Annotated in this window: 18 protein-coding genes; 1 reads left to right on the top strand and 17 read right to left on the bottom strand. The window is 61.7% G+C overall.

Annotation, left to right across the window (positions count from 1 at the left end; genetic code table 11):
* Positions 1 to 8: 8 nt before the first annotated feature.
* The 9 genes from purF to EDE09_RS09390 form a co-directional block, all read right to left on the bottom strand.
* A complete protein-coding gene (purF, locus tag EDE09_RS09430) occupies positions 9 to 1,511 on the bottom strand; it encodes an amidophosphoribosyltransferase (protein WP_132409971.1) in 1,503 nt (500 codons plus the stop codon).
* A 148-nt stretch (positions 1,512 to 1,659) separates the two neighbouring features.
* The gene (locus tag EDE09_RS09425; RefSeq protein WP_105373690.1) at positions 1,660 to 2,247 is read right to left on the bottom strand and encodes a CvpA family protein; all 588 of its coding nucleotides are present in this window, start codon (positions 2,245 to 2,247) and stop codon (positions 1,660 to 1,662) included.
* A gap of 86 nt (positions 2,248 to 2,333) precedes the next feature.
* Complete coding sequence (radA, locus tag EDE09_RS09420; protein WP_112802239.1) at positions 2,334 to 3,737, bottom strand: DNA repair protein RadA; 1,404 nt, start codon at positions 3,735 to 3,737, stop codon at positions 2,334 to 2,336.
* 101 nt (positions 3,738 to 3,838) lie between these two features.
* Complete coding sequence (alr, locus tag EDE09_RS09415) at positions 3,839 to 5,002, bottom strand: alanine racemase (RefSeq protein ID WP_132409969.1); 1,164 nt, start codon at positions 5,000 to 5,002, stop codon at positions 3,839 to 3,841.
* 161 nt (positions 5,003 to 5,163) lie between these two features.
* The gene (locus tag EDE09_RS09410; RefSeq protein WP_132409967.1) at positions 5,164 to 5,823 is read right to left on the bottom strand and encodes an amino acid ABC transporter permease; all 660 of its coding nucleotides are present in this window, start codon (positions 5,821 to 5,823) and stop codon (positions 5,164 to 5,166) included.
* The gene (locus tag EDE09_RS09405) at positions 5,820 to 6,491 is read right to left on the bottom strand and encodes an amino acid ABC transporter permease (RefSeq protein ID WP_132409965.1); all 672 of its coding nucleotides are present in this window, start codon (positions 6,489 to 6,491) and stop codon (positions 5,820 to 5,822) included. The genes EDE09_RS09410 and EDE09_RS09405 overlap by 4 nt, the downstream gene beginning before the upstream one ends.
* A gap of 70 nt (positions 6,492 to 6,561) precedes the next feature.
* On the bottom strand, positions 6,562 to 7,359 hold the full coding sequence (locus tag EDE09_RS09400) for a transporter substrate-binding domain-containing protein (protein WP_132409963.1): 798 nt from the start codon (positions 7,357 to 7,359) through the stop codon (positions 6,562 to 6,564).
* Positions 7,360 to 7,512: 153 nt separating this feature from the next.
* The gene (locus tag EDE09_RS09395; protein ID WP_105373685.1) at positions 7,513 to 9,015 is read right to left on the bottom strand and encodes a replicative DNA helicase; all 1,503 of its coding nucleotides are present in this window, start codon (positions 9,013 to 9,015) and stop codon (positions 7,513 to 7,515) included.
* Positions 9,016 to 9,243: 228 nt separating this feature from the next.
* Positions 9,244 to 9,798, bottom strand: a complete 555-nt coding sequence (locus EDE09_RS09390) for a class I SAM-dependent methyltransferase (protein ID WP_165924146.1) — start codon at positions 9,796 to 9,798, stop codon at positions 9,244 to 9,246.
* A 402-nt stretch (positions 9,799 to 10,200) separates the two neighbouring features.
* Here EDE09_RS09390 and EDE09_RS09385 point away from each other — a divergent pair, with 402 nt between their 5' ends.
* Entirely contained in the window at positions 10,201 to 11,781 is a 1,581-nt protein-coding gene (locus EDE09_RS09385) for an alpha/beta hydrolase (protein ID WP_132409959.1), read from the top strand.
* A gap of 76 nt (positions 11,782 to 11,857) precedes the next feature.
* Here the strand turns inward: EDE09_RS09385 and EDE09_RS09380 are convergent, their stop codons facing one another.
* The 8 genes from EDE09_RS09380 to EDE09_RS09345 all read right to left on the bottom strand — a co-directional run bounded on the left by EDE09_RS09380 (position 11,858) and on the right by EDE09_RS09345 (position 19,376).
* A complete protein-coding gene (locus EDE09_RS09380; protein WP_132409957.1) occupies positions 11,858 to 13,909 on the bottom strand; it encodes a TRAP transporter permease in 2,052 nt (683 codons plus the stop codon).
* Positions 13,910 to 14,012: 103 nt separating this feature from the next.
* A complete protein-coding gene (locus tag EDE09_RS09375) occupies positions 14,013 to 14,996 on the bottom strand; it encodes a TAXI family TRAP transporter solute-binding subunit (protein ID WP_132409955.1) in 984 nt (327 codons plus the stop codon).
* A 175-nt stretch (positions 14,997 to 15,171) separates the two neighbouring features.
* Complete coding sequence (gene rplI, locus EDE09_RS09370) at positions 15,172 to 15,747, bottom strand: 50S ribosomal protein L9 (RefSeq protein WP_105373680.1); 576 nt, start codon at positions 15,745 to 15,747, stop codon at positions 15,172 to 15,174.
* Between the two features lie 21 nt (positions 15,748 to 15,768).
* Positions 15,769 to 16,743: a DUF2232 domain-containing protein gene (locus tag EDE09_RS09365; RefSeq protein ID WP_132409953.1), complete on the bottom strand. Its 975-nt coding sequence runs from the start codon at positions 16,741 to 16,743 to the stop codon at positions 15,769 to 15,771.
* Between the two features lie 162 nt (positions 16,744 to 16,905).
* On the bottom strand, positions 16,906 to 17,154 hold the full coding sequence (gene rpsR / locus EDE09_RS09360; protein ID WP_105373679.1) for a 30S ribosomal protein S18: 249 nt from the start codon (positions 17,152 to 17,154) through the stop codon (positions 16,906 to 16,908).
* Between the two features lie 22 nt (positions 17,155 to 17,176).
* Entirely contained in the window at positions 17,177 to 17,653 is a 477-nt protein-coding gene (rpsF, locus tag EDE09_RS09355; protein ID WP_105373678.1) for a 30S ribosomal protein S6, read from the bottom strand.
* A gap of 298 nt (positions 17,654 to 17,951) precedes the next feature.
* Positions 17,952 to 18,095: a hypothetical protein gene (locus tag EDE09_RS28615; protein WP_245505101.1), complete on the bottom strand. Its 144-nt coding sequence runs from the start codon at positions 18,093 to 18,095 to the stop codon at positions 17,952 to 17,954.
* 237 nt (positions 18,096 to 18,332) lie between these two features.
* Positions 18,333 to 19,376, bottom strand: coding sequence for an aldo/keto reductase (locus EDE09_RS09345; RefSeq protein ID WP_132409949.1), 1,044 nt, complete (start codon positions 19,374 to 19,376; stop codon positions 18,333 to 18,335).
* Positions 19,377 to 19,484: the final 108 nt, after the last annotated feature.

The following is a 19,484-nucleotide window of genomic DNA, read 5'->3' as shown; positions in this document are numbered from 1 at the left end:
CGTTTGTCTCAGCCGTTGCTGGCGAGAACCGAAACCTTGCGTCCCATCGTTTCGCCATCCTTGTCCAGCAGGCGGGTCGGATAGTCGCCGGTAAAATAGTGGTCGGTAAACTGCGGACGCGCGTCGTTCCGGTCCTCGCCGCCGACGGCGCGGTAGAGGCCGTTGATCGACAGGAACTGCAGCGAATCGGCGCCGATATACCGGCACATGGCTTCCAGGCTGTCATACTGGTTGGCAAGCAGCTTTTCCCGGTCCGGCGTGTCGATGCCGTAGAAATCCGGGTAGAAGATCATCGGGCTTGCGACGCGGAAATGCACCTCCTTGGCGCCCGCATCGCGGATCATCTGGACGATCTTCAGCGAAGTCGTGCCGCGCACGATCGAATCGTCGACCAGCACGACTCGCTTGCCTTCGATCATCGCGCGGTTGGCGGAGTGCTTGAGCTTGACGCCGAAGGCGCGGATCTGCTGCGTCGGTTCGATGAAGGTGCGGCCGACATAGTGGTTGCGGATGATGCCGTATTCGAACGGAATGCCGCTTTCCTGAGCGAAGCCGAGGGCTGCAGGCGTGCCGCCATCCGGCACCGGTACGACGACATCGGCGTCGACCGCCGCTTCCTTTGCAAGGTTGATGCCCATGTTCTTGCGCGCGACATAGACGCTGCGGCCGCCGACCACCGAATCCGGCCGGGCGAAATAGACATATTCGAACAGGCAGAGCCGTTCGGATTGGCCGTTGCCGGCCTTGCGGGCATCGATGGTAATCGAGCCGTCAGACTGGATCTCGCAGATGATCACTTCGCCGTTCTCCACGTCGCGGACGAACTTCGCGCCGATGATGTCGAGCGCGCAGGTCTCCGAGCAGAAGATCGGCTTGCCATCAAGCTCGCCCATCACGAGGGGGCGGATGCCGGTGGGATCGCGGGCGGCGATCAGCTTGGTGCGGGTAATCGCCACCATGGAATAGCCGCCTTCCATCTGCCGGATCGCGTCGATGAAACGGTCGGCCGTCGAGGCGTATCGGGAGCGAGCGATGAGATGCAGAACCACTTCCGTATCGGAGGTGGACTGACAGATGGCGCCGCCTGCAATCAGCTGGCGGCGGAGCGTCAGGCCGTTGGTGAAATTGCCGTTATGGGCAATCGCGATGCCGCCGACTTCCAGTTCGGCAAACAGCGGCTGCACGTTGCGCAGGGCCACTTCCCCAGTGGTCGAATAACGGACATGGCCCATGGCGATGTTGCCGGGAAGACGGGCAAGCGTGGCGGGGTCGGTATAGTGGTCGCCGACAAGGCCCATGCGCCGTTCCGAGTGGAACCGCAAGCCGTCGAAGGAGACGATACCGGCGGCCTCCTGGCCGCGATGCTGGAGGGCGTGCAGACCGAGCGCTGTCAGCGTTGCCGCATCCGGATGGCCGAGAATCCCGAAGACGCCGCATTCCTCGCGAAGCGTATCGCCATCCCACTCGTTGACCTTGTTGTCGGCGAACGTCTCAGAAACCGGCTCTCTCATCTGGCCCTTATCCCTTTCGGACGATTTGTCCCTTCGGAAAATGGAAAGGCGGGCCGGAGAAAATTCCCCGAGCCCAGCCTGTTTTGCACTTTATGCGAATGATACCACAAATGGTGACGTTTCGCGCTGCATCAAGCGCAAGATAACGTCAATTATTTGTTGCCGGCGCATCTTCCGCCGGTGGTTGCTCCTGGGCGGGCGCGCCTTCTGTGGGCGCCGCCTCGCGGCCGAGGATGCGGGCGCGGATCTGGGGCTCGATATCGTCGGGGAGCACCGCCTCGAGGCGCGCGACGAGCGTATCGAGGAAAGGCTTCGACTTCGCCTGTGTGACCCATTCCGGCTGCGAGCGCACATCGACGAGCCAGTTCCAGAAGGCGACGGCGACAACGAGAAGAAGGATGCCGCGGGCGGCGCCGAACAGGAAGCCGAGGGTCCGGTCGAGCGCGCCGATACGGCTGTCGATGATGAAATCGGCAATACGCGAGGTGATGAAGGAGATGACGATCAGCGCAAGCAGGAAGATGATGCCGGCGGAGGCGGCGATCGCGATGCGATCATCGGTGGTGTAGTTCTTGGCGTAGGGCAGAAGCAGCGGATAGAGATAATAGGCTGCGGCGACCGAGCCCACCCAGCTTGCGATCGACAGCACTTCCCGCGAAAAGCCGCGAACCATGGCGAGCACGGCGGAAAACAGCGTCACGCCGATGACAATACCGTCGAAAATCGTGATGGGCATATAAGAACTACTCCAGACTTGCCGAATGCGCGACAGCCCCCGCTGTCTCGCAGCCGTCATACAACAGCGGACCTGTTAACGGAAGATCAATCATCTTCCGGTGTTTGGCGCAGCTTCGACGAGGAACCTGCGATCCGAGACACCAGGTCCGGCAGGTCTTCGATGGTGACCCAGCGTCCGTTCGCGCCCTTTGGCACTTCGGCGGACGTGGCCGGCAGCATCGCACCCGCAAACCCGAGTTTTTCCGCCTCCTTGAGCCGCTGGGCGGTCTGCGAAACCGGCCGCACCGCGCCCGAGAGGCTGATTTCGCCGAAATAGACACAATCGGCGGGCAGGGCAAGCCCGGCAAGTGACGAGACGAGCGCCGAAGCGACCGCAAGATCGGCGGCCGGTTCGGAGATGCGATAGCCGCCTGCCACGTTCAGATACACGTCGTGCTGGCCGAGCCTGACGCCGCAATGGGCCTCCAGAACCGCGAGAATCATCGACAACCGCGACGAATCCCAACCGACCACGGCACGCCTGGGGGTTCCGAGCGATGTCTGCGCCACGAGGGCCTGCACCTCCACCAGGACGGGGCGCGTTCCCTCCATGCCGGCAAAAACGGCGGCGCCGGGCGCCTTGGCATTGCGCTCGCCGAGGAAGAGTTCGGACGGGTTCGACACCTCCCGCAGCCCCTTATCGGACATTTCAAAGACGCCGATCTCGTCTGTCGGGCCGAACCGGTTCTTGACCGTGCGCAGGATGCGGTAGTGATGGCCGCGGTCGCCCTCGAAATAGAGGACCGCGTCAACCATGTGTTCGACAACCCGCGGCCCGGCGATCTGGCCTTCCTTGGTGACGTGACCGACGAGGACCATCGCAGCGCCCGTCTGCTTGGCGAAACGGATCATCGCCTGGACGCCGGTGCGCACCTGCGTGACGGTGCCGGGCGCCGAATCGGCCGTATCGCTCCAGAGCGTCTGGATCGAATCGATGATCACGAGATCCGGCCGCTTGCCCTCGGCGATCGTTGCAAGAATGTCTTCGACATTGGTTTCGGCGGCGAGCAGCACGTCGCTGTCGGCGGCTGAGAGCCGCTGGGCGCGCAGCCGCACCTGCGCCACGGCCTCTTCGCCGGACACGTAGATGATCCGGTGGCCGCGGCGGGAAAGGGCGGCCGCCGCCTGCATCAGCAACGTCGACTTGCCGATGCCCGGATCGCCGCCGATCAGGACGGCCGAGCCCCGTACGAAACCGCCGCCGGTCGCTCGGTCGAGTTCGGAAATGCCTGTATGGATGCGGGGAGCTTCCTCAGTCTCGCCGGAAAGCGTAGTGAGTGAGACCGCACGGCCCTTCTTCGGCACCTTGCCGGGACCGCCGCCGATGCCGCCCATCGGATCTTCCTCGACAATCGTGTTCCACTCGCCGCAGCCGTCGCACTTGCCGGCCCAGCGGTTGTGCACCGTGCCGCAGTTCTGGCACACGAATTGGGTTTTGGGTTTTGCCATGAAGTAGCCGCCGCTTTCGATAGTCACGTTTTCCGCGCAGAACAAAAGCGGAACAGATGCTTTTAATCTTGAAATCCCTTCACTGGCAAGAAGATTTGCGGTTATTCGGGATAGATGTACCGCCGCTCGTAACGCAGCCCCAGGCTGGTGAGGAGCTCGTAGCCGATCGTGCCCGCCGCGCGGCCGACGTCGTCGAGCGGCATGTTCGGGCCGAAGAGTTCGACATAGTCACCAGAGCGGATTTCCGCTGCCGGAACGTCCGTCACGTCGAAGATCGTCAGATCCATGGTGATGCGGCCGACGACCGGCACCTTGCGTCCGGCGACGAAGCCGAAGGCGCCGTCCTTGACGTTCTGGCGAAGCGGCACCCCGGAACCGGAAAGCGAACGCAGGTAGCCATCGGCATAACCCGCGGCGACGATGGCGAGCCGGCTGTCGCGCGAAAGCTGATAGGTGCCGCCATAGCTGACCGTCTCGCCCTCTTTCGCGTCACGGATCTGGATGATACGCGCCTCAGCCTTGGCGACCGGTCGCATCGGATTTTTCCCGCCATTCACGGCTTCCCCGCCGTAGAGCGCAATGCCGGGCCGGGTGAGATCGAAATGATAGTCAGAGCCGAGAAAGATCCCGGCGGAGGCTGCAAGACTTGTTTCGATACCTTCGAAAGCGTCGGCAACCCTTCGGAAGGATTCCAGTTGTTTCTGGTTGAGCTCGGAGGAGGGCGTGTCGCCGCTATGGAGGTGCGACAGCACCAGCACTGGCGAAAAGCTCGCCGGCCGCGACACGTCGTCGGTAAAGGCGATCGCGTCCTCGAGCGGAATGCCGAGCCGGTTGAAGCCTGTATCCACCTGAAGCGCGCAAGGATGATCGCCGTGTTCGGCGGTGACCGACATCCAGAAAGCAAGCTGCTCTTCGGAGACGAGCACGGGCACGAGGCCGTTCTCGAAGAACAGCTGCTCCTGGCTGGGCCAGATGCCGGAAAGCACATAGATCCGCGCATCCGGCGCATAGGTGCGGAGCGTCACGCCCTCCTGCACCACCGCCACGAAGAAGTCGCGCGCGCCGGCTTCATAAAGCGCCGTGCCGCAATCCTCGATGCCGAGGCCATAGGCGTCCGCCTTGACCACGGCGGCGGTGCGGGCGGAGCCGGAGCGGCGCGCCATCTCCCTCCAGTTGTCGGCAAGCGCGCCGAGATCGACCGTCAGCCGCACGGGCGCGATCTCGAAGTCGTCTGCTTCGGCGAAGGGATCATCGGGATTGGTCATCGGTCGGTGTTCCATGCGGCGGTGTGTCCTGCTGTGGCTCAAGCCTGAACTATCCGTTCACGTCAAGGTGGAAACGCCGAATGAGGTCTTTTCGCGACCACTTGGGAAGCCAGCGCGTTATTGTTCCTGCAAAGTCACGAAGACCTGTGCGGCTACGGCAGTCAGCGGGTCGCATAGGCGGCCGCAGACCGGCGTTCCAGATGTTTGCTGAATTTCGACAACGGAAAACATACCGCAAAGTAGATGAGCGCCACGAAGCCGTAGACCACGAACGGCTGGAAGGTGGCATTGGTGACGATCGTGCCGGCCTTCGACAGTTCGACAAAACCGATGATAGAGGTGAGCGCGGTTCCCTTGATAACCTGGACAGAAAAGCCGGCCGTCGGCGGTATGGCGATCCGAAGCGCTTGGGGCAGAATGATCAGCCGCATCTGCTGGAAATGGTTGAGGGCGAGGCTCTGTCCTGCCTCCCATTGCCCTTTCGGGATGGATTCGACGCAGCCGCGCCAGATTTCGACGAGGAATGCCGCGGTCCAGCAGATCAGCGCCGCGCCCGCCGCCAGCCAGGCCGGCACGTCGATGCCAAATAAGCCGAGACCGAAAAAGGCCAGGAACAACTGCATCAGCAGCGGGGTGCCCTGGAACAGCTCCACATAACCGCGTGCGAAATACCGACCGACGGGCGACTTTCCGATTCGGAGAAACAGGATCGCTAGACCGAGAATGCCACCGCCGAGGAAGGATATGAGGGACAGCACCAGCGTCCAGCGGGTGGCGAGCAGCAGGTTGCGCAGGATGTCCCAGGTCGTAAAATCGCTCATCGGGCGGCCACTTTCGGAAAGATCCAGCGGCCAACCTGATTGAGCAATTGACGCAGTGCAATGGCAAACAGCAGATAGATCGCGGTGGAAAGCATATAGGCCTCGAAGGCCCTGAACGTGCGCGACTGGATGAAATTGGCCGCGAAGGTCACGTCCTCGGCGGCGATCTGCGAGACGACCGCCGATCCCAGCATGACGATGACGATCTGGGAGGAGAGCGCCGGCCAGATGCGCTGCAGGGCAGGCACCAATATCACGAGGCGGAAGGTTTGCAGGGGCCTCAGCGCCAGCGCCGCGCCGGCCTCGAACTGGCCCTTTGGCGTAGCCTCGATGCCGGCCCGGATGATTTCGCAGCTATAGGCGCCGAGATTGATGATCATCGCGAGGTTTGCTGCCTGCAGTTCCGAGAGCTGAACTCCGACAGACGGCAGGCCGAAGAAGATGAAGAACAGCTGGATCATGAAGGGCGTGTTGCGGATCAGTTCCACATAGGTCGCCACCGGCGGGCGGAGCATCTCCGGCCCCAGTGTCCTGATCCAGGCGCACAAGATCCCGAGAAAGACGCCTGCCACCGCGCCGACCAAAGTCAGTTCGACGGTGACGAAAAGACCCTTCAGGATGACGGGACCGTAGTCCCAGATCCAGCCGAAATCGAAGATATAGTGCATGGCGCCCGCCCGTGTCGGTAGATCGGTCCGCCGCCTAAGCAAACAGGCGGCGGCAGTCCGAGGAAAAAGATCAGAGATCCGCGGGCAGCGAAGTCCCGAGCCACTTTTCGGCGATCTTGTTCAACGAGCCGTCGGTCTTGGCGGCGGCGATGATGCCGTTGACCTTCTCGAGCAGAGCGGGTTCGTTCTTGCCGAGGCCGATATAGCAAGGCGAGTTCTTGATAAGGAATTTCGGTTCCGGACGCTTGGGCGGGTTCCGTTCAAGAATAGCCGCGGCGACAACATTGCCTGTCGCGACGGCTTCTACCTGGCCGGACAGGAAGGCGGAAATCGTGCCGTTGTTGTCTTCGTAGCGCTTGATGGTGGCGCTTGCCGGAGCGACTTTCGTCAATTCGAGATCTTCGATCGCGCCCCGCGTTACGCCGATGGTCTTGCCTGCCAGATCCTCGGTGGACTTAATCTCCAGTCCTGCCGGTGCAAAGACGCCGTTGTAGAACGGTGCGTATGCGGTGGAGAAATCGACGACCTTTTCGCGGTCTGGATTCTTGCCGAGGCTCGAGATCACCAGATCCACTTTGTTGGTCTGCAGATAAGGAATGCGGTTCGCGCTCGTCACCGGCACGAGCTCAACCTTCACGCCGAGTTTTTCGGCTATCAGCGTCGCCATATCGATGTCGTAGCCCTTCGCGGTCATGTCGGCGCCGACGCTGCCGAAAGGCGGGAAATCCTGCGGTACCGCGACGCGCAATTTGCCGCTGGACTTGATAGTCTCCAGCGCATCGGCAAGCGCCGGAAGCGGCCCTGCAAGAGTGGCGGCGATAACGGCGGTTGCCGCCAAGGCGCGTGAGATGAAGGTTCGACGTTGCATGAATGCTCCCCTGTTTGATCTGGAAACAGGAAGAGCAATCCTCATGCCAATTGCATTAGCGACAGCCAAATTGCCGGCAATCGCGGGGAACCCGCAGCTTACGAAAGGAATGCATGGTTCCTGGTGCTTAATAAACAGGCAGGCCGGCCGCCATCAGTGCTCTTCGTACTGCGTGAAGCTCGGGTCCGCGAGGTCCGCGAAACGAGTATATTCCGACTGGAAGGCGAGTTTGACGGTGCCGGTCGGTCCGTGGCGCTGCTTGGCGATGATCACATCAGCCGTGCCCTTCACCTTGTCCATATGCGCTTCCCATTCCGGATATTTCGGATCGGAAATGTCGCGTGGCTCCATGTTCTTCACATAATATTCCTCGCGGAACACGAACAGCACCACGTCGGCGTCCTGCTCGATCGAGCCGGATTCGCGAAGGTCGGAGAGCTGCGGGCGTTTGTCGTCGCGGCTTTCCACCTGGCGCGAAAGCTGCGACAGCGCGATGATCGGCACGTTCAGTTCCTTGCCGAGCGCCTTTAGGCCGGTGGTGATCTGGGTGATTTCTTGGACGCGGTTCTCGCCGGATTTGCCGGAGCCGGTCATCAGCTGGATATAGTCGACCACCAGGCAGTCGAGGCCACGCTGGCGTTTCAGCCGGCGGGCGCGGGCGGAAAGCTGGGCGATCGAGATACCGCCGGTCTGGTCGATGAAGAGCGGCACCTTCTGCATCATCTGGGAGCAGGCGACGAGCTTTTCGAAATCCGCTTCGGTGATATCGCCGCGGCGGATCTTCGACGACGAGACTTCCGTCTGCTCGGAAATGATACGGGTGGCGAGCTGTTCGGCCGACATTTCGAGCGAATAGAAGCCAACGACGCCGCCGTTCCTCGCCTTGAAGGAGCCGTCCGGCTGAACTTCCGGCTCGTAGGCGGCGGCGATATTGTAGGCGATGTTGGTGGCAAGCGAGGTTTTGCCCATGCCAGGGCGTCCCGCAAGCACGATCAAGTCGGAGCGCTGCAGCCCGCCCATCTTGTTGTCGAGCGACATGATTCCGGTCGAGATGCCGGAGAGATGACCGTCGCGCTCGAAGGCTGCTCCTGCCATGTCGATGGCGAGTGCCACGGCATCGTTGAAGGACTGGAAGCCGCCGTCGTAGCGACCGGTTTCGGCAAGCTCGAAGAGGCGGCGTTCGGTATCCTCGATCTGCGTCTGCGGCGGCATGTCGAGCGGCGCGTCATAGGCGATGTTGACCATGTCCTCGCCGATGGTGATCAGCGCGCGGCGCAGCGCCAGATCGTAGATCGCCCGGCCATAGTCCTCGGCGTTGATGATCGACACCGCCTCGGCGGCGAGGCGCGCGAGATACTGGGCGACCGTCAGGTCGCCGACCTTGTCGTCGGCGGGCAGGAAGGTCTTGATCGTCACCGGGTTGGCGGTCTTGCCCATGCGGATGATATCGCCGGCAACCTCGAAGATCCTGCGGTGCAGCGGCTCGTGGAGATGGACCGGCTTCAGGAAGTCCGAGACACGGTAATAGGCGTCGTTATTGACCAGGATCGCTCCGAGCAACGCCTGTTCGGCCTCGATATTGTTCGGTGCTTCCCGGTAGTGGGGCTCCGCGTCCTTGTTGCTGATCGCCGTCAGCTTGCGTGCTACGTCCTGCATGTTACCCAATCAGGTCTTTTTTGAATCGGCGCGATCCTACAGCAGTTTGCGGCGGATGAACGGACCGCCCGAAGATAATTTCCAGAATCCGACGATCTCCACAGTCCCGCTTCGAGTTTGTGGATAACGCGCTGCCAATCGAGCAAGATGATTTGACCGTGACAAAACGGTCATCCGCCTCGCCACGGTCTTTTTAAAATAGGCCTTCCGCAGATTCGCGACAAGGCATCATTGCGTATTGGAAACGGCAATCCCTGCGATATGGCGTCCCAGGAAGCGCATGCGGCCCGCAAAGTCATTTTCGATCAGGGACTCTATACCGAAGCCGCTGCTGGTGATCCTGGACACTGGGTCGCGGACCAGATTGCAGCCGCCGGCAAGAAGCCGCCAGCCTGCATTCATCTTCCTCTGGACATGCGGGAGGATATTTCCCCGCCCCACGGCGTGTTCGAGAAAGATGAGCTTTCCCTGCGGCCGCAACACCCGCCTGATCTCGGCAAGCGCCGTCTCCGTATCGGGAATCGTGCAGAGGACGTAGCTTGCGACGACGGTGTCGATCGAATGCGTTTCCACCGGCAACTGCTCGGCTGATCCTTCAATCAGCCGGACATCCCGCTGCAGGTCACAGGACCTGCAGTGAGCCAATGCCAGCAGTTTCGTATCCGGATCAACGCCGACCAGCGTGCTGATCCTGTCCCTGTCGTAGAGCTCCAGATTGTGGCCCGACCCGATACCGATCTCGAGCACGTCCCCGGCCGCGACCGGTATCATACGCTCGCGCATGGACCTGAACGGTGGAGCCCCGCATGCTTTGGTGACGACGAACCGGCCGACGGGTCCAAATATTCTTTCACACAGACTGCACATCACGGACCTCTTGCTCGTGGTTGTTGACAGCAGTCATGGATGATCGGGATGGAAGCAGAAGCATCCAGGGTGCCGGGATTGCTCCCGGGTATGCAGGGGTCCGGCACAAACGGGACGACCTTCGTAATGACGCTCGGTGTGCAAGAACGGTGACGTTGATCATCGAAGTACCCGCAATGCCGAAGCGGGTGGAAGAATGCGCCTTGGCGTGATTGATATTCATTGGACGAGCCTTTCTTCATATAGTGGTTGCCTTGTCGGACGGAGAGGACCCTAGTTGCCTGGAGTCCCCTGACCGTCCCCTGGCGAGGGGGTGCGATGACGAAAGTTGCGGCAAGTGCCGAGCTGCCGTTGCAATTGCGGCTTCGTCTTTTCGGCTATCCGGATGTCCGCTTTGACGACGCTGCGCTGGCGCTGCGGGAGCGCAGAGTGCTGGCGCTCATCATCTACATCGCTATGGCAAAGGGCCCGGTCTCCCGGGAGGCGGTTTCAGCTCTTCTATGGCCGGAGGCCGACAGCGAAACCTCTCGTGCCCGGCTGCGGCGGCTCATCTACAAGATCCGGCAGGCCGCCGGGATCGATGTCGTGGAGAGCGACCGCGTCAATATCCGCCTATCGGATCGCGTCGCCGTGGATTGCGACGTCGTCGTTTTCGAAGACCTGCTGACACAGCACCGTTTCACGGAGGCGGAGATGGTCTATTCCGCCGATTTCCTGGAGGGGTTCCACCTCGATGATGCGTCTGAGCTGGAGGAATGGATATTCTTCCGTCGCGAAGCTTTAAAGGGGCGGCTGGTGCATGCCCTGGAACGGCTTATCCAGACGGCGTTCGATGAAAGACGCTATCCGGATGCCGTCATATTCGCTCGTCGGCTGGTGGAATGCGATCCGCTCAACGAGGCTGCGCATCGCCAGCTCATTAGAGCGTCCGCCGAGGGCGGCGACCTCGTTTCGGCGCGGCGGCATTATCAGTTTTGCGCCGATCTGCTGAAGCGCAGCCTCGGCATTGCGCCCTCAAAGGAAACACGCGCCCTGCTGGATCTACATGCGGTTGCGGCTCCGCCGTCTGTCGTTCCCGTTTCGCCGGTCCGATACGTGGCGGTCGACGGGCTGCATGTGGCCTATAGAACTGTCGGGGAGGGGCCGCTCGACATCCTGCTGGTCCCCGGCTTCGTCTCCCATGTCGAAAGGGTGTTCGAGGACGAGCATTGCCGCAGATGGATCGAGCGTGTCGCGAAAGCCGGACGCGTGATCCTGTTCGACCGGCGGGGCGTCGGCCTCTCCGACAGGGCCGAGGCCTGCCCGACGCCGGAGGCAGTCGCACGGGACATGGGGGCGGTATTGGACGCGGCCCGGAGCAGAAGGGCGATCATAGTCGGGGCCTCCGAAGGAGGGCCGGGAAGCATCTTCTTTGCCGCTCGCTGCGCCAGTCGCGTTCACCGGCTGATCCTCTGGGGAGCGATGGCCAAGGGCTGCAGAAGCCCCGACTATCCGTTCGCGCTGGAACGGCAGCAGTTCGACCTATGGCTTGCACGGATCACGAAGGAATGGGGCGGGCCGGTGGATCTGTCGATATTTGCGCCGAGCGTCAGGGACGACCCGCTCGTGCAGCGCTGGTGGGCCAGCCTGCTGCGCGCCGCCTCCAGTCCGGGTTCGATGCGGACGGTATTGTCGGCTTTGCGCGACGTCGACGTCCGCGCCCTTCTCCCGGAGATTTCCGTCCCGACGACGGTAATGCATCGGAAGGGAGATAGAGCCGTCAGGGTCGAAGCGGCCGCCTACATGGCCGAGAGAATTCCGGGGGCCCGGCATCTTCTTCAGGAGGGCGACGATCACTGGTTCTGGATTGGGGATCAGGAGCCGCTGATCTGCGAAATCGAAGCCGCAGCGACCTCTTGACATGAATCGCGGCCGGGTTGACCGGGGCAGAACCATCGAAGGGCTGCCCCGGCTTCCGCAAACAAGCGGAGGTTTGCTACAAGGCCGGCTGCAGGCGATGGCCGGCGATCTGGCGAAGTATGACCGGGATGATCAGCGCGACGCCGATCAGTGACGAAATCAATTCGGGTACGACCAGCAATATTGCTGCAATTATCAGCAGCAATCGCTCCCAGGCCACAGTCCGCACCAGCATGAAGCCCGAGAGGGCGGCCCCGAGGCATGTGATGCCGAGCGTGCAGCCGATAAAGGCAATAAGGAAGTTGCTCCAGTTGAAGCCGCTCGTAACGAGCAGCAGGGACGGGGAGAAGACAAAGACGAACGGCACCAGGATTTTGCCGAGTCCCAATCGGAAGGCTGTATTGCCGGTCTTGAAGGGATCGGCGCCGGCCATCCCCGCCGCCGCATAGGCCGCGAGCGCCACGGGCGGGGTGATGTCCGCCAGAACGCCATAATAAAAGACGAAGAAATGCGCCACGATCGGCTCGACGCCGAGAAGCCCAAGCGTCGGCGCGGCAATCGTCGCCATGATGATGTAGTTCGCTGTCGTCGGGATGCCGCAACCCATCAGGATGCAGACGACACCGGTCATGATGAGCGTGAAGAGCAGCGTCAGCGTCTGCGGCCCGAACCAGGCGGCAGGCATCAGCGTGCCGACGAAGGTAGCCATCTGCGCGGCGGTCGAGGTGACGATGTAGGAGATCTTGAAGCCGACGCCGGTCAGCGTCACGACGCCGACGATGATGCCGACAGTGGCTGCAGCGGCACCGACGGCGAGCGCATATTTGGCGCCGTCGCGCAGCCCTTCAAACACTTCCGTCAAGGACATGCGCCGGCGCGGATTGAGCAGGCCGACGGCGACGCAGAGCGTTATGCCCCAGAAGGCGGCGAGATAGGGGGTGTAGCCGGAAAGCAGCACGGCGATCAGTACGACAAGTGGAATGACCGTTGGCCAGTCGCGCTTGAACGCCGCCTTCAGATCGGGAAGCTCCTCGCGAGTCATGCCGCGCAGGCCGTTTCGCTTGGCTTCGAAATGGACCTGGATGAGGACTCCGAAGAAGTGCATGAAGGCAGGCACGATCGCGGCCAGGATGATCGTCGTATAGGGCAGGTTGAGGAACTCGATCATCAGGAAGGCGGCCGCGCCCATGATCGGCGGGGTAATCTGCCCCCCGGTCGAGGAGGCTGCTTCGACCGCAGCGGCGAATGGCCGCTTGTAACCGAGCCGGATCATCGCCGGGATCGTCAGCGATCCGACGGTAACGGTATTTGCGACCGACGAGCCGGAAATCATCCCGAACAGTGCCGAGCCGAAGATCGATACCTTGGCAGGCCCGCCGGCATAACGTCCGGCAACCCAGGCGGCGCAATCGAGAAAGAGCTGTCCCAGCCCGATGCGGGTGGCGAAGACGCCGAACAGCACGAAATGGAAGACATATGTGGCTACAACGCCAAGCGCGATGCCGTAGATACCCTGTGTCGTAAGATAAAGGTGGTTGATCAGCTGCGAGAACGTGGCGCCCGGGTGAACCAGAATGCCCGGCATCGCAGGGCCCCAGATGGAATAGGCCATAAAGAGGATGGCGATGATCGGCAGCGGCCAGCCGACGGAACGGCGTGTCGCCTCCAGTAGCACCAGCACCAGCAGGCCGCCGAGAACGACATCTGTCGTGGTTGGATTGCCGACCCGGAAAGCGAGGTCGTCCAGTGGAATGAAAGGCACATGGAGAACCGCGACGACGGCGCCGATCGCCAGCGCCCAATCAAAGAGCGAAATGCCGAGCGGCCGGACAAGGCTCGACTGCGCCGGCTCGTCATAGCCCTTCCGGGAAAACGGGAATACTAGGAAGATCAGGCCGAGCACGAAGGAGAGGTGGATGCCGCGATGCACGACTTCCGAAAGAAGGCCGAAGCCGGCCGTGTAGTAGTGGAAGATCGAAAGCGCTACCAGCAGCGCACCGACAAGTCTGGCAGTCAATGGCGCGAGCGGCCGGAAACGGATTTCCGAATCGAACTGCTCTTCCAGTTCGCGTGCCTTCGCCTCGTCCAGCTCCATGGGAGCAACCTTGCCCTCGTTGTCCGCGGCCATGTCGTTTTTCCCTTGATATGTTTGTCTTGTTATTGTGTTCCAGACGGAAAGCGGCGGTCTGCCTGATGCCGACCGCCGCCATATTGATCAGCAGATGATCGCCTTACTTGAGGACGCCGGCTTCCTTGTAGAAGCGCTCGGCACCGGGATGCAGCGGAATGCCGAGGCTGGTGACTGCGTTCTGCAGCGTGATCATCTTGCCCTTCGCGTGGCCTGCGTCGAGCGCCTTCCGCGTTGCGTCGTTCCACATCACCTTGGTGATGTTGTAGACGAGGTCATCGGGCTGCTTTGAACTGGTGACCCACTGGGCCGCAACCGATATGGTCGGCGTTTCGGCCACACCCTGATAGGCGGTCGCAGGCACCGTATCCTTCGAGAAGAACTTGTATTCCGAGAGCAGCTTGTCCGCTTCCGGTCCCGTGATCGGCACGAGCGAGATGCCGGAAGAGGTAGCAAGTTCGGAAATGGCGCCGGTCGGGTAGCCGCCGACGAAGAAATAGGCATCCAGGCCGCCGTCACGCAGGCGCTCGCCGGCGGGGCCGGGCTTCAGATGCTCCGCCTTGATGTCCTTTTCGGTGAGACCATAGGCGCCGAGCACGATTCGGGCGTCGACGATCGTTCCGGAGCCGGGCTCGTCGATCGAGACACGCTTGCCCTTGAGATCGGCAACCGACTTGATGCCGGAGTTCTTGGCGGCGACAAGATGGATGGTTTCCGGATAAAGGGTAGCGATCAGGCGGAGGTCTTCCACCTTCCCCTTGCCTTCGTAGAGTCCGGTGCCGCTATGCGCCCAATAGGCGACATCCGACTGGGTGAAGCCCGATTCCATCGAGCCGCCCTGGATGGCATTGATATTGGCGACGGAGCCGTTGGACGCGACCGCGGTCGAAACGAGGCCCTGGACGCCCTTGTCTCCCGCACCGGAAATGGCGTTGGCGATCAGTCCGCCGATCGGATAATAGGTGCCTGCCGTGCCGCCAGTCCCGATGCGAAAAAAGGCCGGCGATTGGGCGACCGCGAAACCGGCGCCTGCCGCTGCGAGGCCGATGACGGCGCCCACTGCGAGTAGCTTCTTTCTGATTGTCATTGGATGCTCCCTTTCCTGTTTCGAGCAACATGGAGAAGGGGTGCGTCGCCTGTCAACCTTCGGTCGACAAATTGTTGCCATAATCCAGGACGGAGCCGCAGCAGCGCGGACGATCGGCTGGAAAAGAAAAAGCCCCCGGCGTGAGCCGAGGGCTGAAACAGCAAAGCGATGACGATTATTCTTCGTCGTTGTCGCGATCGGCTTCCGGATCGAAGAAATCTTCCGGACGCAGAGCGTCTTCGTCGACGCCGTAGATGGCATCAACGGAGGTGAGGCTTTCGCCCTTGGCCTGACGGCCGGCTTCTTCCGGCGAACGGGCAACGTTCACCTCGATCGAAATCTCGACTTCGGCATGCAGGTGCAGCGTCACCTTGTGCAGGCCGATGGTCTTGATCGGGTGGTTGAGGTCGACCTGGTTGCGGCCGACGTTGAAGCCTTCGGCAGCCAGCGTCTCAAGGATGTCGCGGGCGGCAACCGAACCGTAGAGCTGGCCGGTTTCGCCAGCCGAGCGGACGATGATGAAGGACTTGCCGTCGAGCACTTCGGCAACCTTCTGGGCTTCGCCCTTGCGCTCGAGATTGCGGGCTTCGAGCGTAGCGCGTTCGGATTCGAAACGCTTCTTGTTGGCGTCGTTGGCGCGCAATGCCTTGCCCTGCGGCAGCAGGAAGTTACGGGCATAACCGTCACGGACCTTTACGACTTCGCCCATCTGGCCGAGCTTCGGTACGCGTTCAAGCAGAATGACTTGCATGGTTGAGTTCCTTTCGATCAGTCAATTCTTGTTTTCATTGGGATTGGCAGGAGACTTCGCCGGCGTGAGTGCGATCGTCCGCCGCGTGTCGGACAGGCCGAGCAGGAGGATGCCGATCGCCGGCAGGAGAAGCATGGATGAGAGGTAGCAAAGAATGAGCACCGGCACGCGCCAGTCCTTGCCCTGGCTGCGGAAATGGACGGAGGCAAAGCCCGCCATCAGAAAGCCGGCCCCGAACGTGCCGCAGATCACGGCGCCGACCATTGCCGGCACGCCGCCGACGAAGGTCAGCACGATACCGGCGAGGAAGATGAAGATGGCATGCCGGTTCATGCGCAGCGCCGAGGGCATGTCCTCGCGCGGACGCAGCGCCCGGCCCGAACGGGAAACCACGCGAACGGCGAGATAGAATGCCGCAAACAGCAGCATGACCCAGACGCCGCCCTGCACCAGCGGCAGCATCAGCACGATCATCGCCTTGGTCTGCGCCATGGCGGACGGATCTGCCGTGAAGGCAGGCTCCTGGGCTTTGAAAACTTCGATCATGGCCTCGACCATCTGGTCGGTCAGTTCCGGGCCGTAACCGATCGCGATCCCGAGCGCGATGACGGCGATCGTGACGAGGCCGCACAGATGCAGAAGAATGTCCGAAATCGGATACCAGGCCATCAGATGGTCCGGGCCGCCGAGTTCCGATGCCGGCCGTGCCAGGTTGGCGAGATGCGAAAGCCAGCCGGCGGGGATCAGCGTGAAGAACGCCATGGCGAGCGCAAAAAGCGGAGAGACCAGGACGGAACCGAGCACGGCGGCTGTCAGGACGCCGACGACGGCAGCGCGATTGCCCCAACCGAGGCCGGCGATCAGGATGGGAAGCGCGGAAGCGGCATAGAGAAGCGACGCAAAAGACGACTGCGCATTCGCACCCAGCACAAGCAGGGTAGCGGCAATGCCGGCAATGATGCCGATCGGCAGTACGGTTTGAATCTTGTTCGTCACGGTCTCGCTGTCCTGCTCAGTCAAGCAGTTAGGGGATCACGCCTGGATCTGTTTCTCAGGCACTTCATCCCCAACATGGGATTGAGAAAGCTTCCGATCCGCGCCCATCGCGAAAGGGACATGGACCCGCCGACTTTTGATCAGCGGGTCCAGAAGTTCAAACTACGCCAGGACGTAAGGCAACAGGCCGAGGAAGCGGGCGCGCTTGATCGCCTGGGCGAGTTCGCGCTGCTTCTTCTGGGAAACGGCCGTGATGCGGGACGGAACGATCTTGCCCCGCTCGGAAATGTAGCGCTGCAGCAGGCGCACGTCCTTGTAGTCGATCCGCGGCGCATTGGCGCCCGAGAACGGGCAGGTCTTGCGGCGGCGGTGGAACGGGCGGCGAGCCGGAGAGGAGGATACGTCAGCCATTTTTTCTTCTCCTTAAAGCCAATTACGCTTCACGCGGCGGGCGCGGGGCGCGCTCGAAGCCGCCTTCACGCGGACCACGGTCCGGACGGTCGCCGAAATCGCGGCGCGGCGGACGGTCGCCGAATTCGCGGCGCGGGCCACGGTCGTCGCCATCGCGGCGCGGACGATCGTCGCGGTCGCGCTTCTGCATCATCGCGGAGGGACCTTCCTCATGCTTTTCGACGGCAATCGTCATGTAGCGCAGGACGTCTTCGTTGATGCGCATCTGGCGCTCCATCTCGTGCACGGCAGCAGCCGGCGCGTCGATGTCCATCAGAGCGTAATGAGCCTTGCGGTTCTTCTTGATGCGGTAGGTGAGGGACTTGAGGCCCCAGTTTTCTACGCGCCCGACCTTGCCGCCGTTAGCTTCGAGGACGCCCTTGTACTGTTCGACGAGGGCATCAACCTGCTGCGGGGACATATCCTGCCGGGCAAGGAATACGTGTTCGTAAAGAGCCATGTAAGCTTTTGCCTTTTCTTGCGGTTGAACGGACCCGGACCTCGGCGGCTAAGCCTCAACGACTGCTCTTGATGGGCAAGGCCCGGCAAGAAAAGTTGTTTGATCGAGACGGTCGAGAGCGGAGACACGGGAGGCTCGGCCCCTTTGGTCCATGCGGCGTTCCTGTTTGGGAAAACCAGCCCTCCGTTCAGCCACCAGCCAGAAGACCGGGTGTTTCGAACAGCGCGCTTATACGGATTTTTGGCGGGAAGGCAAGGGGAGTGTTGAAAAACCGGCGAGGTCCCGACACTTGTTGCTGTCATTGAGTTCGGATGACCCGGTAGCCGACACTTTCGAGAAGCTGCTCGGCATTCAAAAGCATCGCGGCGGTGACGAGGCCGGAATCCTTGACGGCGGCCTCCAGTCTGAGCTGGTCGAGTGCCAGAAGGTGAAGCCTGCGCACCGGTTGATCGCCTCTTTCCAGCTTCCGCAGCTCGTCCGAGGGCAGATCCAGTTCCGAGGCAAGTTCCTTTTGCGTCAGTTTAAGTTGCTTCCGACGCCGGATGAACTCTCTTCGGTAAACAACGGATTGCATGGCTTCAGCGCATCGCTCCAAGTATGGAGAAGCCCGATTAGCTGCCTTTTTCGGGGCCGGAGCAAGTTGCCCATTGGAGGTAGACGTCCTCCGGCCGGGGCATTGCTATAGCGTCATCGGATACTGCCGATGGATCGCAGCGATCTCCTGCATCACGTCGTCGGATAGCTTGACATCCGCCGAACCGATATCGGTCTTGATCTGCTCCATCGTCGTCGCGCCGATGATGACGGAGGCCGTGAAGGGTCGCGACAGGCAGAAGGCGAGCGCCATCTGGGCGGGGTCGAGGCCATGTTTTCCCGCTATCTCCAGATAGGCTTTTACCGCCGGTTCCTGCATAGGTGTCAGGCGGCCGCCGAGGTCGCCGTTGATCGTCGCGCGGGATCCGGCGGGCCTTGCGCCATTCCGGTATTTGCCGGTCAGCAGGCCAGCGGCAAGCGGGGAATAGGCCAGCAGCCCGACATCCTCGTGGTGGGCGACTTCGGCCAGATCGAGATCGAACTGCCGGTAGAGAAGGTTGTATTCGTTCTGGATCGAGGCGACGCGCGGCAGGCCGTTCTCCTCCGAGAGGCGCAGATATTTCAGCGCGCCCCAGGCGCTTTCGTTCGAAAGGCCGACGGCGCGGACCTTGCCTTCCTTGACCAGCGCGCCAAGGGTTTCCAGGATTTCGGCGATTTCCGCCCGAGCCTTTTCCCGGTCCTGGGCCGAGGCATCAAAGGTCCAGGAGTTGCGGAAGTGGAAGGTGCCGCGATTCGGCCAATGGATCTGGTAAAGGTCGAGATAGTCGGTCTGCAGACGCTTAAGACTGGCATCCACGGCTTCGCGGATGGTTTCGGCGCCAATGTCGCGCCCGCCGCGGATATGCGGGCGGCCGCTTCCGGCAACCTTCGAGGCAAGGACTATATCTTTTCGTTTGCCGCTCTTCTTGAACCACGTGCCGATGATTTCTTCGGTGCGGCCGTAGGTTTCCGGGCTCACGGGCGTCGTCGGATAAAGTTCGGCGGTATCGAAGAAGTTGACGCCCTTGCCGACCGCGTAGTCCATCTGTTCATGGGCTTCGGCTTCGGAGTTCTGCGTACCCCAGGTCATCGTGCCAAGGCAGATTTCCGATACGGAGATATCCGTTCGTCCGAGTCGCTTATATTGCATGGAGTAAAATCCCGTCCTGAAAAGTCGGCGGCACTCTAAGCAGGATTTGATAGAGCGCAAGGGGAGAAGGGGCCGTAAAAGGTCCCGAAAGCCGCCTCGCCCTTGACA

Source organism: Neorhizobium sp. S3-V5DH (assembly GCF_004343065.1).
Classification (GTDB): domain Bacteria; phylum Pseudomonadota; class Alphaproteobacteria; order Rhizobiales; family Rhizobiaceae; genus Neorhizobium; species Neorhizobium huautlense.
Note: the sequence above shows the minus strand (reverse complement) of the source record. Positions and strands in the feature narration are given on the sequence as shown.

Coding starts and splice junctions, on each gene's coding strand:
- purF (WP_132409971.1), bottom strand. CDS start 1,511: ATGAGAGAGCCGGTTTCTGAGACGTTCGCCGACAACAAGGTCAACGAG.
- EDE09_RS09425 (WP_105373690.1), bottom strand. CDS start 2,247: ATGCCCATCACGATTTTCGACGGTATTGTCATCGGCGTGACGCTGTTT.
- radA (WP_112802239.1), bottom strand. CDS start 3,737: ATGGCAAAACCCAAAACCCAATTCGTGTGCCAGAACTGCGGCACGGTG.
- alr (WP_132409969.1), bottom strand. CDS start 5,002: ATGACCAATCCCGATGATCCCTTCGCCGAAGCAGACGACTTCGAGATC.
- EDE09_RS09410 (WP_132409967.1), bottom strand. CDS start 5,823: ATGAGCGATTTTACGACCTGGGACATCCTGCGCAACCTGCTGCTCGCC.
- EDE09_RS09405 (WP_132409965.1), bottom strand. CDS start 6,491: ATGCACTATATCTTCGATTTCGGCTGGATCTGGGACTACGGTCCCGTC.
- EDE09_RS09400 (WP_132409963.1), bottom strand. CDS start 7,359: ATGCAACGTCGAACCTTCATCTCACGCGCCTTGGCGGCAACCGCCGTT.
- EDE09_RS09395 (WP_105373685.1), bottom strand. CDS start 9,015: ATGCAGGACGTAGCACGCAAGCTGACGGCGATCAGCAACAAGGACGCG.
- EDE09_RS09390 (WP_165924146.1), bottom strand. CDS start 9,798: ATGCGCGAGCGTATGATACCGGTCGCGGCCGGGGACGTGCTCGAGATC.
- EDE09_RS09385 (WP_132409959.1), top strand. CDS start 10,201: ATGACGAAAGTTGCGGCAAGTGCCGAGCTGCCGTTGCAATTGCGGCTT.
- EDE09_RS09380 (WP_132409957.1), bottom strand. CDS start 13,909: ATGGCCGCGGACAACGAGGGCAAGGTTGCTCCCATGGAGCTGGACGAG.
- EDE09_RS09375 (WP_132409955.1), bottom strand. CDS start 14,996: ATGACAATCAGAAAGAAGCTACTCGCAGTGGGCGCCGTCATCGGCCTC.
- rplI (WP_105373680.1), bottom strand. CDS start 15,747: ATGCAAGTCATTCTGCTTGAACGCGTACCGAAGCTCGGCCAGATGGGC.
- rpsR (WP_105373679.1), bottom strand. CDS start 17,154: ATGGCTGACGTATCCTCCTCTCCGGCTCGCCGCCCGTTCCACCGCCGC.
- rpsF (WP_105373678.1), bottom strand. CDS start 17,653: ATGGCTCTTTACGAACACGTATTCCTTGCCCGGCAGGATATGTCCCCG.
- EDE09_RS09345 (WP_132409949.1), bottom strand. CDS start 19,376: ATGCAATATAAGCGACTCGGACGAACGGATATCTCCGTATCGGAAATC.